General features: G+C 69.5%; 11 protein-coding genes. 6 read left to right on the top strand and 5 right to left on the bottom strand.

The window, feature by feature from the left end; genetic code table 11:
• The first annotated feature begins 110 nt into the window (after positions 1 to 110).
• Complete coding sequence (locus ABT061_RS42450) at positions 111 to 1,733, top strand: CocE/NonD family hydrolase (protein WP_350928988.1); 1,623 nt, start codon at positions 111 to 113, stop codon at positions 1,731 to 1,733.
• A gap of 145 nt (positions 1,734 to 1,878) precedes the next feature.
• Positions 1,879 to 2,919 carry a helix-turn-helix transcriptional regulator gene (locus ABT061_RS42445; protein ID WP_350928986.1) on the top strand — a complete coding sequence of 347 codons (1,041 nt, stop codon included), beginning with the start codon at positions 1,879 to 1,881 and terminating at the stop codon, positions 2,917 to 2,919.
• Positions 2,920 to 2,935: 16 nt separating this feature from the next.
• On the opposite strand, the gene ABT061_RS42440 is transcribed toward ABT061_RS42445, so the two are convergent.
• Entirely contained in the window at positions 2,936 to 3,850 is a 915-nt protein-coding gene (locus ABT061_RS42440; RefSeq protein ID WP_350928984.1) for an SDR family oxidoreductase, read from the bottom strand.
• A gap of 145 nt (positions 3,851 to 3,995) precedes the next feature.
• Positions 3,996 to 5,027: a LacI family DNA-binding transcriptional regulator gene (locus tag ABT061_RS42435; protein ID WP_350928982.1), complete on the bottom strand. Its 1,032-nt coding sequence runs from the start codon at positions 5,025 to 5,027 to the stop codon at positions 3,996 to 3,998.
• Between the two features lie 446 nt (positions 5,028 to 5,473).
• On the opposite strand from ABT061_RS42435, the gene ABT061_RS42430 reads away from it, so the two are divergent.
• From ABT061_RS42430 to mctP, 4 genes are all read left to right on the top strand, one after another.
• Positions 5,474 to 6,028: a VOC family protein gene (locus ABT061_RS42430; protein ID WP_350928980.1), complete on the top strand. Its 555-nt coding sequence runs from the start codon at positions 5,474 to 5,476 to the stop codon at positions 6,026 to 6,028.
• The gene (locus tag ABT061_RS42425) at positions 6,028 to 6,669 is read left to right on the top strand and encodes a carboxymuconolactone decarboxylase family protein (RefSeq protein WP_350928978.1); all 642 of its coding nucleotides are present in this window, start codon (positions 6,028 to 6,030) and stop codon (positions 6,667 to 6,669) included. The genes ABT061_RS42430 and ABT061_RS42425 overlap by 1 nt, the downstream gene beginning before the upstream one ends.
• Before the next feature lie 134 nt (positions 6,670 to 6,803).
• Positions 6,804 to 7,013 (top strand): DUF3311 domain-containing protein, encoded by a 210-nt coding sequence (locus ABT061_RS42420; RefSeq protein ID WP_350928976.1) that lies wholly within the window; start codon positions 6,804 to 6,806, stop codon positions 7,011 to 7,013.
• Positions 7,014 to 7,017: 4 nt separating this feature from the next.
• Positions 7,018 to 8,625 carry a monocarboxylate uptake permease MctP gene (gene mctP, locus ABT061_RS42415; RefSeq protein ID WP_350928974.1) on the top strand — a complete coding sequence of 536 codons (1,608 nt, stop codon included), beginning with the start codon at positions 7,018 to 7,020 and terminating at the stop codon, positions 8,623 to 8,625.
• Positions 8,626 to 8,681: 56 nt separating this feature from the next.
• On the opposite strand, the gene ABT061_RS42410 is transcribed toward mctP, so the two are convergent.
• The 3 genes from ABT061_RS42410 to ABT061_RS42400 all read right to left on the bottom strand — a co-directional run bounded on the left by ABT061_RS42410 (position 8,682) and on the right by ABT061_RS42400 (position 14,259).
• Complete coding sequence (locus ABT061_RS42410) at positions 8,682 to 12,002, bottom strand: PQQ-dependent sugar dehydrogenase (protein WP_350928972.1); 3,321 nt, start codon at positions 12,000 to 12,002, stop codon at positions 8,682 to 8,684.
• Between the two features lie 118 nt (positions 12,003 to 12,120).
• Positions 12,121 to 13,299 (bottom strand): sugar phosphate isomerase/epimerase family protein, encoded by a 1,179-nt coding sequence (locus ABT061_RS42405; protein ID WP_350928970.1) that lies wholly within the window; start codon positions 13,297 to 13,299, stop codon positions 12,121 to 12,123.
• 621 nt (positions 13,300 to 13,920) lie between these two features.
• Positions 13,921 to 14,259: a DUF6285 domain-containing protein gene (locus ABT061_RS42400; RefSeq protein WP_350928968.1), complete on the bottom strand. Its 339-nt coding sequence runs from the start codon at positions 14,257 to 14,259 to the stop codon at positions 13,921 to 13,923.
• Positions 14,260 to 14,433: the final 174 nt, after the last annotated feature.

The raw sequence follows: 14,433 nt of genomic DNA, 5'->3' as shown, positions 1-14,433 counted from the left end.
TCGAACCGGGGCCGAGCACGAGGATGGCGAGCCTCACAGCGATACACCCTGGCCGTCAGAGCCATGTTCTGTTACCAGTTAGTAGGTATGGAGCGGCGTGAGGAGAGCACATGTCGACGATCACATGGCCGCGGCCGGCCGTGCATCGGGTCGCGATCCAGCGCGACCTGCCGGTACCGATGCCCGACGGGGTCACGCTGCTGGCCGACCACTACGTTCCGACCGGCGCCGTACGGCCGCCCACGATCCTGATCCGCTCGCCGTACGGAAGGCGCGGCGTGTTCGGGCTGGCCTTCGGCCGCGGCTTCGCGCGGCGCGGATTCCAGGTCGTGATCCAGAGCTGCCGGGGCGGGTTCGGCTCCGGTGGCCTGCTCGACCCGCTCGGCGACGAGCACGACGACGGCCTGGCCACGCTGTCCTGGCTGCGCGGCCAGACCTGGTACGGCGGGAACCTGGCCATGCACGGCCCCTCCTACCTGGGCTACGCCCAGTGGGCGATCGCCCCTTTCGCCGGGCCCGACCTCAAGGCCATGGCCACCTCGGTGACCGCCTCCCAGTTCCGGGACGCCGCCTACGTGGGCGGGGCGTTCGCCCTGGAGTCGTCGCTGATGTGGACCACGCTGACCGCCGCCATCGACGGCCCTCTCGGTGGGGCGGGCGCGCTGCTCGCCCCGCGCAGGACTCGGCGCGCGGCCCTGTCGGGGCGCCCGCTCGGGGAGTTGGACAGGCTGTCCACGGGCAGGGGCATGCCGTTCTTCCAGGATCTGCTGGCCCACCACGCCGAGCCCGCGGCCTACTGGGGCAGGCGTGACTTCTCCGCCTCGGTGGGCGAGGTGGAGGCCGCGGTCACCATGGCCGGCGGCTGGTACGACGTCTTCCTGCCGTGGCAGATCAAGGATTACGCGGCGATGCGGGCCGCGGGGCGGCACCCGTACCTGACGATCGGCCCCTGGTATCACGCGGACGTGCGGCACAGCCGGGTGGCCAACGCCGAGGCGCTCGCCTGGTTTCGGGCGCACCTGCTTGGCGACCCTTCGGGGCTGCGCGAGCAACCGGTCCGGCTGTACGTGACGGGCGCGAACGAGTGGCGTGACTATCCCGACTGGCCGGTTCCCCGGATGCGGGAGCAGCGCTGGCACCTGCGGCCCGGCTTCGCCCTCTCCCCCGGCGGCTCCGGCGGCTCCGGCGACGCCGAACCCGGCCGTTTCCGCTACGACCCCGCGCACCCGACGCCCGCGCAGGGCGGCCCGGTCCTGCTCGGCAACTCCGAGCCGCGCGACAACCGCAGGCTGGAGGCCCGGCGCGACGTGCTCGTCTACACCGGCCCCGAGCTACGGCGGGACACCGAGATGATCGGCCCGGTCTCCGCCGAACTGTACGTCCGCACCGGCAGCGAGCACTGCGACGTGGTGGTCCGGGTCTGCGACGTGCATCCGGACGGTGCCTCCTACAACGTGTGCGAGGGCGTGCGCCGCCTGGTTCCCGGCGCTCCGGTCGCCGGGGATGACGGGATCCGCCGGGTCGGGGTGGACCTGTGGCCGATCGGCCACAGGTTCCGCCGCGGCCACCGGATCCGCCTGCACGTCGCCGGCGGCGCCTATCCCCGGATCGCCCGCAACCTCGGCACCGGCGAGCCCCTGGGCACGGGCAGCGCGATGGTCACGAACGACTACGAGATCTTCCACGACCCGGCCCACCCGTCCGCGGTCGTGCTCCCCCTCGTCCCGGACTGACCTCGCCCGGCCTCACATCACCCGCCGTCGCGGGCGTGCCGCGGCCAGGCTGGTGACCGCCCGCCTTCAACGGGTTCCGCGACGGGGCCCGGTTCCCCCCGAAAGGCCGGTGAGGATCCCCCGGCCCGCGCACTAGGGTCGGGGGATGCGCGCGGCCAGGTTGATGTCGTTGGTGCTGCTGCTCCAGGCTCGGGGCCGGATGACCGCGATGGAGCTCTCCCGGGAGCTGGAGATCTCCGAGCGGACCGTCCACCGTGACGTGCTCGCCCTGTCGGAGGCCGGCGTGCCGGTCTACGCCGACCGGGGGCGGGGCGGCGGCTACCGGCTGCTGGACGGATACCGCACCCGCCTCACCGGGCTGGACCGCGCCGAGGCCGAGGCGCTGTTCCTGTCGGGCGTGCCCGAGGCGCTGCGGGAGATGGGACTGGGCGAGGTGGCCGCCACGGCGCGGCTGAAGGCCTCGGCCGCGCTCTCCCCCGGCCTGCGGGACGCCCCCGCGACCGCCGCGCAACGCTTCCACCTGGACGCCCCCGGCTGGTTCGCGAACGAGCGGCCTCCCCCTACCGCACTGGCACCGCTGGCCAGGGCCGTATGGGGTGACCACCCGGTCACCGCCCGTTACCGGCGCGCCGCCCGTTCCCGCCCGGCCGAACAGACCGGGCAGACCGGGCAGACCGGAGGGGCCGGGGCCGCCCGGCGGCGTCTGGAGCCGTACGGGCTGGTGCTGAAGGCGGGGGTCTGGTACCTGGCGACCCGGTCCGCGATCTATCGGGTCGATCGCTTCGACGAGGTCGAGCTCCACCCCGCCCTGCGCTTCGAGCGGGACGGCGCCTTCGACCTGGCCGCGTTCTGGAGCGAGAAGTCGGCACGATTCGCGAACTCCCTGCTCACCACGGACGTCACCGTGAGGCTCAGCCCCGCCGCCCTTCGCCTGCTCCCCGTCATCGCCGATCGGGCGGCCCTCGACGACGCGCTGGCCTCCGCCGGCGAGCCCGACGGACAGGGGTGGGTCACGCTCCGCCTGCCCGTCGAGTCGCTGGAGGTCGCCTACGGCCAGGTCCTCCGCTTCGGCCCGGAGGCCGAGGTCCTCGACCCGCCCGACCTCCGTACCCGCGTCGCCGGTGCCGCCGCCCGCATGCATGACCTGTACGGCTCCTCGGGCGGCAGCGGCGGGTCAGCCGGGTGACCGCTCCCGGCGCCGGTCAGCGGTAGCCGGTGGCGTCGGCGGGCCTGCCCTTGCTCTCGACCTCCTCGATATAGCGCCAGGCGTCGGGCCTGCTGCCGTCGAGGTCGGTGAAGCCGTACACCTGGGCGAGCCGCCCGCTGGAGGTGGACTGCCCCGACCAGCGCATCCTGTCCTCGTCGGCGGCGAGGGCGACGACCGCGCGCCCGGTGTAGGAGGGCGACTCGGAGATCACGAAGTGCGGCTGCTTCGCCGTGGCGTCCCGCCAGTTCTCCTCGGTGACGCCGAAGTTCTCCAGCATGCTCTCCGAGCGGAGCCAGCCGGGGGTCAGCGAGACCGCGCAGCAGCCGTGCGGGCGCAGCTCGTGCGCCTGGGTGAAGGCCAGGCGGTTCACCGAGAGCTTGGCCAGGTCGTAGAAGGCCGAGAGCCGGTAGTTGGCCAGGTTGTACTCCAGGGTGCCGTCGGTCACCTCGACCACCAGGCCGCCGGGGTTCTCGATCAGCAGCGGCAGGGCGTGATGGCTGGTGATCAGGTGGGTGTCGATCGCCAGCCGGAGGATGCGCAGGCCGTCGTCGAGCGAGTGTTTCCAGACGGGGACGTTCCACTCCGCCAGCGGGTCGGCGCCCCAGATGTCGTTGACGAGGAGATCGAGCCTTCCCCGCTCGCGCCGGATCCGCTCCACCAGGGCGCGCACCCGCTCCGGCTCCAGGTGGTCCACCTCGACCGCGATGCCCTGCCCGCCGGCGCGGGTCACGCGCTCGGCCGTCTCCTCGACGGTCTCCGGCCGGTTCATCTCCGAGCGCCGCCGCCGCGTGCTCCTGCCCGTGCAGTAGACCGTGGCGCCCGCGGCGCCCAGTTCCACCGCGATCCCCCGGCCGGTTCCCCTCGTCGCCCCGGCGACCAGGGCGACCTTTCCTTCCAGCGTCCTGTTCATGGGACGAGCGTGGCGCGAAAACAGGACATCCTCTGTCGTGTTTTCGCCGCCTCGCCGTACGAGATCGTCAGCCGGTGACCAGCACCTCCTCCAGCCTGCCCATGAGGTGCGAGCGCCGGCCCCCGATACCGGTCGACTCCGACCGTCAACGCGGGCCGCGGACGGGGCCGGTGCTGCCGCGCGGGATCAGGGTGGCAGGGCGGTCCTCCACCGAGAGGTCGACCGGTTCTCCGGCGATCTGCGCGAGCAGCTGACGGGCGGCACAGGCTCCGTAGGCGGGGATGTCCCGGGTGAGCGCGGTCAGCGGCGGGCGCACGACCTGTGAGAGCGGAGAGTCGTCCCAGGCGACGATCGACAGGTCGGCCGGAACGTCCAGAACCATCTCCTGCGCCACCGACAACCCGGCCACGGCCATTATGTCGTTGTCGTAGACGATGGCGGTGGGCCGCCGGGGCGAGCTGAGCAGCCGCCTGGTCATCCTGGCCCCTTCCTCGCCGGTGTAGTCGGTGTGGACGATCAGATGCTCGACGCGCCCCGGGCCCGCGTCCTGGCACGCCTGAACGAAGGCCTGGTCGCGCAGCGTGGTGTGCACGAGCCTGGGCAGCCCCGCGACCCTGGCGATGCTCCGGTGCCCCAGCGCCACCAGATACTCCACGGTCTCCCTGATGGCCAGGCCGTCGTCCGACCAGACCGTGCTCAGCGGACCCGCCTGCGAGGGATGCCCGATCACCACGACCGGCATGTTCAGTGACCGCATCGCCTCCACCCGGGCGTCGTCGAGGTGCAGGTCCACCAGAAAGGCGCCGTCGACGCGCCCCTCCCCCCACCAGCGCCGGTACACCTCGATCTCCTGCGCGTGGTCGGTGACCACCTGCAGCATCAACGCGTAGGACCGGTCCGCGAGCTCGGCCTCGATACCGCTGATCAGCTCCATGAAGAACGGTTCCATGCCCAGGGTGCGGGCCGGGCGGAACAGCGCGAGGCCGATGGTGCGGGCGCGGGCACCGTTGAGGGCGCGCGCCGCGCTGTTGGGCTGCCAGCCGAGTTCCTTGGAGATCGCGAGGATGTTGGCGCGGGTGGCCTCCGAGACCCCTGGCTGCCCGTTGAGCGCGTAGGAGACGGCGCCCTTGGACACGCCGGCACGACGGGCGATGTCAGCGATCGTCGGACGTTTCACAGTTCCCCCTGATGAACCGGTTCTTATTCGGCCAAGGATAGCGGGTCGGCTCACTGGGGAGAGAAAGGGGACGCTCTTGCTCCCACCCCGGCGGGACGAGTCAACCCGCTGCTGCCAGCAGGTTCCATGAACGAACCGGAGCCGGGGGATCAAGGGGCAGCACGCCGGTAACGCGATGCCGGCACCACCGCCGCCTCACACGCAACCTCCCGGTAACTTGCTCGATTCAGTTCTCTGGCTCCGACATTCAGGATCACTCACGGACAGAGCCGCCTAACCATGAGATAACATCGCCCGCCTTTTAAATTAACCGGTTAATGGCAGTTGAAGCCCGTACGGAAAGATCCGGTCGGCGCGCGCTCCCCGGCCCCTCAGGAGTGCGCGCCGTCTGCCCGCCTCCACCCTCCTGTGATAAGTAATGAGTTACTCGAAGAGGCGAGGAGAACATGGCGGACAACAGCGAGTTCGAGCTACGTGGGATCAACCATCTCGCACTGGTGTGCTCGGACATGAAGCAGACGATCGACTTCTACTCCGGCGTCCTGGGCATGCCTCTGATCAAGACGATCGAGTTGCCGATGGGATGGGGACAGCACTTCTTCTTCGACTGCGGTGGGGGAAACGCGCTGGCGTTCTTCTGGTTCCCCGACGCACCCGAGGGGATCCCCGGCGTCTCGGCGCCGAAGAACCTGCCGGACCGGGGCGAGATGCTCTCCGCGGTCGGCTCGATGAACCACATCGCCCTCGATGTCGCCCCGGACAAGATAGAGGAGTACCGCGACAGGCTCATCGCCAAGGGCGTGGACGTCGGGGTGATCCTCAACCACGACGACAGCGAGTTCGGGGTGGCGCCCACCATGGGAGAGGGCGTGTTCGTCAGGTCGATCTACTTCAAGGATCCAGACGGCATCCTGGTGGAGTTCGCCGCCTGGACCAGGGAACTGGGCCTGCCCACCGACGTCCGGCACGAACCGAGAACCGCCGCGGAAAGGACCGTGTGATGCCACGCCTGCGCCAGGTCCCCCGCGCGGAGGCCACGGACCCGCTGACGCTCTTCTTCTACGACCGGCTGTTCGGCCCGGACCGGGACCCGGTGGCCGAACCGGGCACCGCGACCGGCTCCCCCGGCGACTGGTGGACCGTCTTCGCACTGGACCCGGTCATCCTGCGGCACTGCGTGAAGGGCTTCCAGCTGTACCGGGAGAGCAAGATAGACCCGGTGCTGCGCGAGCTCGGCCAGTCGCGGGCCGGCTGGGCCCGGGGCAGCCAGTTCGTCTTCTCACAGCACTGCAAGCAGATGCGGGCACTGGGGGTGCCCGAGGAGAAGGTCCAGGCGGTCGCGCACTGGCAGGTCAGCCCGCACTTCAACGAGCTGGAGCGGGCCGTGCTGGCCTACACCGACGGCCTGGTGCTCGACGGCGGCCGGGTGCACGACGAGATATTCGCGGTCCTGAAGGCGCACCTGCCGGACGAGCAGATCCTGGAGCTGACCTACATCACCTGCCTTTACGAAATGCACGCGACCATGTCAAGGGCACTCCGCCTGGAGTTCGACGACCGGCCGGAACCCGTCGTCGAAGCGGAGGCCCCCGAGGGGTACGGCGCCCGTGACATCGCCGACGACATCGCCGGGCCCGGCTGACCTACCGTTCGTCGCGCCAACCGTTCCACTCGGCGCTCGATGGCCCGCAAGAAACGTCCAGGTAATTACGCTGCCGGTCAACCGATGGGGATGATCCTGCTCGGGCGTCCCCTCTCCAGCCACAGGAGACCGCGTTGACCACACCGAACGGGGACCGAAGCGATCGCAGCCCGTGGAACTGGCTGCTTATCGTGCCGATCATCCTACCTTTACTTCCATTTCTCTACAATTCCGATGAACCCCGGCTTTTGGGCTTTCCGCTCTTCTACTGGCTCCAGCTCGCCTTCATCGCGGTCGGCGTGACCTGCACCTCGATCGTCTACCAGATGACCAAGCGGCGGTGACCGGATGGACGCGCACCTGACCGAGATCATCATCTTCACCGTACTGTTCCTGCTCGTCAGCGGCATGGGGTTCGTGGCGGCGCGCTGGCGCCGCCCGGACAGCCTGGCCAGCCTCGACGAGTGGGGCCTGGGCGGCCGCAGCTTCGGCTCGTGGGTCACCTGGTTCCTGGTCGGCGGCGACCTCTACACCGCCTACACCTTCGTGGCCGTGCCCGCCCTGCTCTGGGGCGCGGGCGCGACGGGCTTCTTCGCGGTGCCCTACACGATCGTGGTCTACCCGATCGTCTTCCTGGTACTGGTCCGCCTCTGGTCGGTCTCGCACGTACACGGCTTCGTGACCCCCGCCGACTTCGTCCGGGCCAGGTTCGGCTCGCCCACGCTGGCGCTGCTGGTCGCGATCACCGGCATCGTCGCGACGATGCCCTACATCGCGCTCCAGCTCGTCGGCATCGAGGCGGTGCTGAAGTCGATGGGTGTGACCGGCCACCTGCCGATCATCATCGCGTTCGCGATCCTGGCCGCGTACACCTACCAGTCGGGCCTGCGCGCCCCGGCGCTGATCGCGTTCGTCAAGGACACGCTGATCTACGTCGTGATCCTGGTGGCGATCATCGCGATCCCCGCCCAGCTGGAGGGCGGCTGGTCGGGGATCTTCGACGCCGCCCAGGCCAAGTTCGACGCCAGTCCCGCACCCGGCGACGGCACCCTGCTCAATGCCAACAACCAGCTGCAGTACGTCACGCTGGCCCTGGGGTCGGCGCTCGCGCTCTTCCTCTACCCGCACAGCATCACCGGCGTGCTCGCTTCCAGGAACCGCGGCGTGATCAAGCGGAACATGTCCGCGCTCCCGGCCTACAGCCTGCTGCTCGGCCTGATCGCGCTGCTCGGCTTCATGGCCATCGCGGCCGGGATCAAGCCCATCGGCACGGACAACAACACGATCGTGCCGCAGCTGTTCGACCGGATGTTCCCCGACTGGTTCACCGGCGTCGCCTACGCCGCGATCGGCATCGGCGCGCTGGTCCCCGCGGCGATCATGTCCATCGCCGCGGCGAACCTGTTCACCCGCAACATCTACAAGGAGTACCTGAAGCCGAACGCCACCGACGCCGACGAGGCCCGGGTTTCCAAGATCACCTCGCTGCTCGTCAAGGTCGGCGCGGTGCTGTGCATCCTGTTCCTGGACACCGGCTTCTCCATCGACCTGCAGCTCATCGGCGGCGTCATCATCCTGCAGACGCTCCCTTCCGTGGCGCTCGGCCTCTACACCCGCTGGTTCCACCGTGGCGGCCTGATCGCCGGATGGGTGGCCGGCATGGGGGCCGGGATGCTCATGCTCTACAACATCGGCAACCCGGTCACCGGCAAGCTGCACTTCGCCGGGTCGGCGTTCCCGCTGGAGAAGCTGGGTCTTGACACCAAGATGACGATCTACGCGGGCATCGTCGCGCTGGCGGTCAACCTGGCCGTCGCCGCACTTGGCACGGTCATCGCGCGTTCCACCAAGGTGGCCGAGGGCGATGACGCCACCCTGCCCGACCACTACCTCGCCGACGAGGGCGATCCCAGGATCAAGGACAAGGACAAGGACCTGGACCTCACCGCCCACTGACATCCCCACGCCGAGCGCGGGGGGAGAGCCGGTCAGGCCCTCCCCCCGCGCCCGCGTCATCCGCCGGCCGGGGCGCGAAGCTGCGCGATCAGCGCCTCCGCGTCTCGGACGAGCACGGCGCGCACCGCGGCGTCGGTCACCTTGCGCGGGTCGCGGGCGTGTTTCCCGAACTGCTCCAGGGACTTGACGGCGTTCTTCGTCTTGCCCTTGTCCGCGTGCTTCCTGGCCTCCTGGAGATGGTCGTTCAGCGAGCCGCCCGTCACCAGGCCGGCCGCCTTGAAACCGTCGAGGAGCTGCTGAAGGTCGGCGAAGGAGGTCGTGACCTCGAACGCGACGGTCTGTTTCGTGACGTGGCCCGCCTTGTCCTTCGCGGTGACGGTCAGCGTGTTCGCGCCGAGCGCCAGCCGCCACAGCTCGACCGGCTGGCCGGAGGTGACCTGCAGGTCACCGATGGCCGCCGTCACGCTCGCCACTCCCGAGGTCGCGTCCGACGCCGAGAAGACGGGGGTGAGGGACGCGGAGTCACCGTGCTTACCGGCCTCCACCCCGCTCACGGACAGGACCGGGGCGGTCTTGTCGATCCGCACCGTGACCTTGCCGACCTGCGAGACGTTGCCCGCGCTGTCGGTCGCCCGGTAGAACACCTCGACGGCACCCTCGGCACTCAGCGTGACCGGGTTGTTGGCGTTCGACCACGTGGTACCACCGTTGAGCGAGTACTGCCGGCTCGCCACCGTGCCGTTGTCGGTCGCGGTGACCGTCAGCGTGACGTTGCCGGTGTACCAGCCGTTCTCTCCGCCCGGCTGGGCAGGGGCGAGCGTGGCCGACACGGTCGGGGGCGTCTCGTCCCCGACCCCGGCGCCCTGGAAGGTGAACCCGTCGACCTCCACGCCGCCGGTCGAGGTGACGTAGAGCTTCCCACTGCCGGTCGGGGCACCGGTGAGCGCGGTGTCCACGTTCTGCCAGCCCGCCCCGGCGGGCACGGTCACGGTGGCGAACGGATCCGCCGTCGCCGAGTCCCACCGCAGGGACAACGTTCCCGCACCGGAGGCGCGGGTCCGCACACCGGTGATGCCGGCGAAGTTCACCGGGTCGTACGCGATCCAGTCCCCGGCGTCGAACGACGTGATCTTCGCCAGGCCGGACGCGCTCTCGTCCTCCACCCTCGTGACACCGCTGCTCGCGTCCGCGTGCTCGGCCTGCAGTTGCTTGGGGTTGAGGATGAGCGTGGCGTCGCCGAGCGCCCCGGGGATGTCACCGGCACCGTTGTCCCGGTAGCTCACCACCACGACGCCGAAGATGTTCTCGGTCTCACCGTGCTCGGGGGCGTCGGCCGGTGTCGGCCACGCGCCTGAGCATCCCGTGCCGAGGGTCTCCGGATGCGCGTGCACGTCGTGGCCGAGCCCGAAGGTCCACTGCACCCGGCTGCACACGGGGTTGTCTCCGTCCTCCTTGTCGGAGACCTTGATCTGGAAGGGCACCGCGTCGCCCCAGTCGAAGAAGGCGCCGTTGCCCGGCGTCTGGATGGTCACCTCGGGCGCGGTGTTGCCCACGGTGATCTCGGTCGAGGTGAGCCCGAACCTGCCCTGCGCGTCGGTCACCCGGAGCCGGGCGGCGTACTGCCCGAGCACGGTGTAGGTGTGCGAGGCCGTGACGCCGGTGGCGTCGAAGGTCCCGTTGCCGTCGAAGTCCCACTCGTAGCGCAGCGGGCCCGGCTCGGTGTCGGTCGACGACGCCGCGCTGAAGTCGACGGTGAGGGGCGCGGTACTGCTCGACGACGGCTTGGCGACGATCTTCGCCTGCGGGGTCTTGTTCCCCTCGGCGTAGTCGATGCGGTACAGGCCCGCGTCGGGGTTGGCGCGGAAGAAGCCGTCGCCGTAGTCGAGCACGTACAGCGATCCGTCGGGGCCGAACTCGATGTCCATCGGGCTGTCGGTGATCGGCATCGCCGCCGCGGTCAGCGCGCTGTTGGGCAGGAAGTGTTCGAGCTTGGTCACCGGCCCGTCCGGCGCCGTCACGGTGAACGCCGCGAGATAGTCCTGCGAGAACTCGGCGAAGAAGAACTTCTTGTCCCAGTACTCGGGGAACTTCGTCGTCGACGGGTTCGCCGCGTCGTAGTGGTAGACGGGGCCGCCCATCGGCCCCTGCCCGCCCGCCGCCTCGAAGTCGGTGAGCCCGGCCCACTCCGCCGGCTGGTGGGTGTTGTTGTCGCCGTAGTAGAGGTCCGCCGGGGTCGCGGGAGGCAGCGTGTCCAGCCCGGTGTTCCACCGCGAGGTGTTCGCCGGTCCGGCCGCGCAGTCGAACCACGCGCGCGGCGTCGAGGTCGCGAAGTTCCAGTCGTTGTAGTTGAAGTTGTCGCCGGTGCAGTACGGCCAGCCGCTGTTCATCGGCTTGTCGATGGGGGTGACGTTCCACTCGACGTAGCCCAGTGGGCCCCGGGCGGGGTCGGGTGCCCCGGCGTCGGGGCCGTAGTCAGCCCACGACACCGTGCCGGTCACGTCGTCGACGTCCATGCGGAAGGCGTTCCGCACACCCGTCACGAAGATCTCAGGACGGGTCTTGGCCGTTCCCGGCGGGAACAGGTTGCCGGCCGGGACCGTGTAGGAGCCGTCCTCCTGCACGGTGATCCGCAGGATCTTGCCGCGCAGGTCGTTGCTGTTGCCCGCGCCGCGCCGCGCGTCGAGCCCCGGATTCATCCCGGGGGCGTCGTTGTTGGGCGCCATGCCGTTGGCCCCGGGCGTGCCCGCGGGGGTGTTGTCGCCGGTGGCGAGGTAGAGGTTGCCCTCGGCGTCCCAGTCCATGTCGCCCGCGACATGGCAGCACTGCCCGCGCTGCGTCTCGATCTTGATGATGACCTGCTCGGTGGAGAGGTCCAGGGCGTCACCGGTCCATTTGAACCGGGACAGCTGGTTGTAGCCCTTCCACTGGTTCCAGTACGACTCGTCCGCGCCCGCGGGCAGCGAGTTGGGCGCCGACCCGGTGGGGGTCGTCTCCGGGTACGGCGCTGTCATCGTCTTCGGCGCGTAGTAGACGTAGACCCACTTGTTCTGGGCGAAGCCGGGGTCGATCGCGATCGTCTGGAGACCGTCCTCGGAGTTCGCGTAGACGGGGATCGTGTTGATGACCTTGGTGATGCCGGTGTCGCCGTCGGTCAGGCGGATGTCACCGTTGCGGGCGGTGTGCAGGACCCTCCTGTCCGGGAGGACCGCCATGTCGATCGGCTCGCCGACGTTCTTGGTCAGCGTGATCTTCTCGTAGTTCGACCAGTGCGTAGCGGCTTCATGGGCGTGTGCGGGTGCGGGCACGGCGACCAGCACCACCGAGGGGAGTAACAGAGCGGCGAGTGCCCTGCCGACCATCATGCGGGTACGCTTCAATTTCCTGAGCCTCTTCTTCAGGGGGGTGTCAGGACAGGGCGGACCGCCACTCGCGCCGCGGCAACGGCAGCGATCACGTGGCGGTCCGCCGAACCTCTCGGGTTCTTCAAGCGGGGCGTCAGTGGCGCCCGCGGCGCAGGGCGGCCATGTTCTTGTAGCTGAGATCCGCGTACTGCAGCGAGCGGCCCGGCTCCGCCGTTCCTCCGGGTGCGTTGTCCTGCTCGTACATCGGGTTGTGGCGCTTCTCTATGTCCAGCTTGGAGAAGAAGGCGCTGTAGTCGATGTCCCCGGTGCCGAACGGCACCATGTCGTAGCCGTTGGCGGTGGCCTCGTTGGCCTTGCCGTCCTTGGCGTGGAACAGCGGGAAGCGCTTCTCGTTCTGCCGTACCAGCTTCAGGGGGTCGAAGATGTCGGTCTTGGTGGAGCCGTTGCGCGCGGTGTAGGTGTGGTGCTTGAACTGGGCCACGTGCGCCCAGAAGATGTCCATCTCGAGATAGACGTGCCTGCGGCTGGTGATCTTGAGGAAGTACTCCAGCTTCCGGACGCCCGACGAGCGGGTGGGCCTGCCCAGCTCGTCGAGCGGGCCCTCGTCGAGAAGGAAGCCGTACGCCGCGTCGTGGTTGTGCGTGTACAACTTGAGGCCGGCGGCCGAGGCGATCGCGCCGAGGCCGTTCCATTTCTGGGCGGCGACGTCCCAGTCAGCCTTGTAGACGCTGTTGGTCGGGTCGCCGCCGGTGCCCACGTGCTCCATGCCGAGGATGTTGGCGATCTCCAGCGTCCGCTTGAAGCGATCGAGGTCGGCCTCGGTGAGTGGCCAGGAGCCGGGGATGAAGCCGTGGTTGCCCTGTGCCTTGAGCCCGTTGTCGTCGAGCCACCGGCGCAGCAGCCGGGCGCCCTCGACGGTCTCCAGGTCGGCCCCGCCCTCGGCGTTCGCGTGCTGGCGGTAGCCCGCGAACTCCACCTGCTTGTAGCCGATCCGGGAGAGCTCCTCGAACACGCGCCGGAAGCCGGCGGGCAGGTTCGTCGCCGGATCACGGGAGATCACGTCGCGGACGGTGTAGAGGATGATGCCCCGCTTGGCCTCCGGTACCAGCACGTTCTTGTCGCCGTGGCCATGGCCGCGTTCCTGCTCGTCGCCGGGGGACGCGTACGCGGCCGACGCGAGCGGGCCGACCGCCGACATGGCGGCCACCGCGGTGACTCCCGTCGTGGCCGCGAGGAACTGGCGACGGTTCAGCCCGAGCCTGCGGCGCAACGCGCCGGCGACCTCGTCGATCTCTTCTTCGTGTGCGCTCATCTTTTCCTACTTCCGTGTGGGTGGATGGAGCCCCGTGATCCCCGATGCCTCGACCGAGTGACCACCGACCCCTTTCCGCCGCAGGTCCGGCGGCATCGCCCGGCAGGTCATCTCCCTGCGGGGACCTGCCGTGGATGCCGCCGACCGACTCACTTCGCCCTCTCGATGCCGTGCAGAGAACTTGGCGTGGAAGTTACGCGTCTTTTACCCATTTAGGAAGCACTTTTGTCGCGATCTCTTGAACTTTCTGTCGCCCACGACCAAAGTCGCCCTAGTGTACGATCTTGGTCACCAGGCCACGGACGCCCCAACCTTGGGGAGTCTTCCCAGGTAGACCTGGATGTCCGCCCTCCAGGACGGCGAACCGGGCTCCGGTTCGCAGGAACCCGGGCAGGTCGATCCGGCAGGCGCCCACGACCGCTCACATCCACGACATGCGGATCGACCTGCGACGAAGCGTCGCGTAACCCGGTCGGACGAGAGATTTGGTTGAAAGCCTCGCGACTTTCGCCCATAATCGGCAGAAGCATCGGGCGACACGCGGCCGGCGGGCACCTTGCCGACGGGTCGGACCGGGGCACGACCAGGCCGAGTTCAGAACCGAGTAGACGAGACGGGCCGTCAGGGGCGGGGCGGGACGTCCGGGGCCGCGGTGTAGCCGGGGTTCGCCACGGCCAGCTTGTCCCGTACGGCCGCCGCCAAGGCGTCGAGAAGATCCGGGCCGTCCAGCCCCTCGCGGATCGCGGCGGCGAGCTCGGCATCCGAGGCGAAGCCGAGCTCGTCGAGGCGCACGCGGTGGGCGGCGTGCTGCGCGGGTCCGAGTTCGAGCTCCCGCTCGACCATGCTCAGCACGTTGACCGCCACCCGGGTGTGGAAACGGACCCGGTCCTCGACGACCGGGAGCACATCGCTCTCCAGAAAGTCACGGGCCGCGGCGACGAGCCGAGCCGCGGACGGCATGTCATGGGGCATACCCTGCGACACCCTCTGAGGGCACGAGGAGCCCTGGCCTTTCGGAACCCTTCCCGGAAAGCACGAGGGCCCCCACCAAAGGTGAGGGCCCTCATGAAAGATTGTCCGGCGGCGACCTACTCTCCCACACCGTCCCCGGTGCAGTACCATCGGCGCTGAAGA

The sequence above is a fragment of the Streptosporangium sp. NPDC002544 genome (genome assembly GCF_040295965.1).
GTDB lineage: Bacteria > Actinomycetota > Actinomycetes > Streptosporangiales > Streptosporangiaceae > Streptosporangium.
The sequence above is the reverse complement of the archived record's forward strand: the minus strand, read 5'-3'. Positions and strand labels throughout refer to the sequence as shown.

Excerpts from the sequence above, each read along its gene's own strand:
- ABT061_RS42450 (WP_350928988.1), top strand. The coding sequence starts at position 111 with ATGTCGACGATCACATGGCCGCGGCCGGCCGTGCATCGGGTCGCGATC.
- ABT061_RS42445 (WP_350928986.1), top strand. The coding sequence starts at position 1,879 with ATGCGCGCGGCCAGGTTGATGTCGTTGGTGCTGCTGCTCCAGGCTCGG.
- ABT061_RS42440 (WP_350928984.1), bottom strand. The coding sequence starts at position 3,850 with ATGAACAGGACGCTGGAAGGAAAGGTCGCCCTGGTCGCCGGGGCGACG.
- ABT061_RS42430 (WP_350928980.1), top strand. The coding sequence starts at position 5,474 with ATGGCGGACAACAGCGAGTTCGAGCTACGTGGGATCAACCATCTCGCA.
- ABT061_RS42425 (WP_350928978.1), top strand. The coding sequence starts at position 6,028 with ATGCCACGCCTGCGCCAGGTCCCCCGCGCGGAGGCCACGGACCCGCTG.
- mctP (WP_350928974.1), top strand. The coding sequence starts at position 7,018 with ATGGACGCGCACCTGACCGAGATCATCATCTTCACCGTACTGTTCCTG.
- ABT061_RS42405 (WP_350928970.1), bottom strand. The coding sequence starts at position 13,299 with ATGAGCGCACACGAAGAAGAGATCGACGAGGTCGCCGGCGCGTTGCGC.
- ABT061_RS42400 (WP_350928968.1), bottom strand. The coding sequence starts at position 14,259 with ATGCCGTCCGCGGCTCGGCTCGTCGCCGCGGCCCGTGACTTTCTGGAG.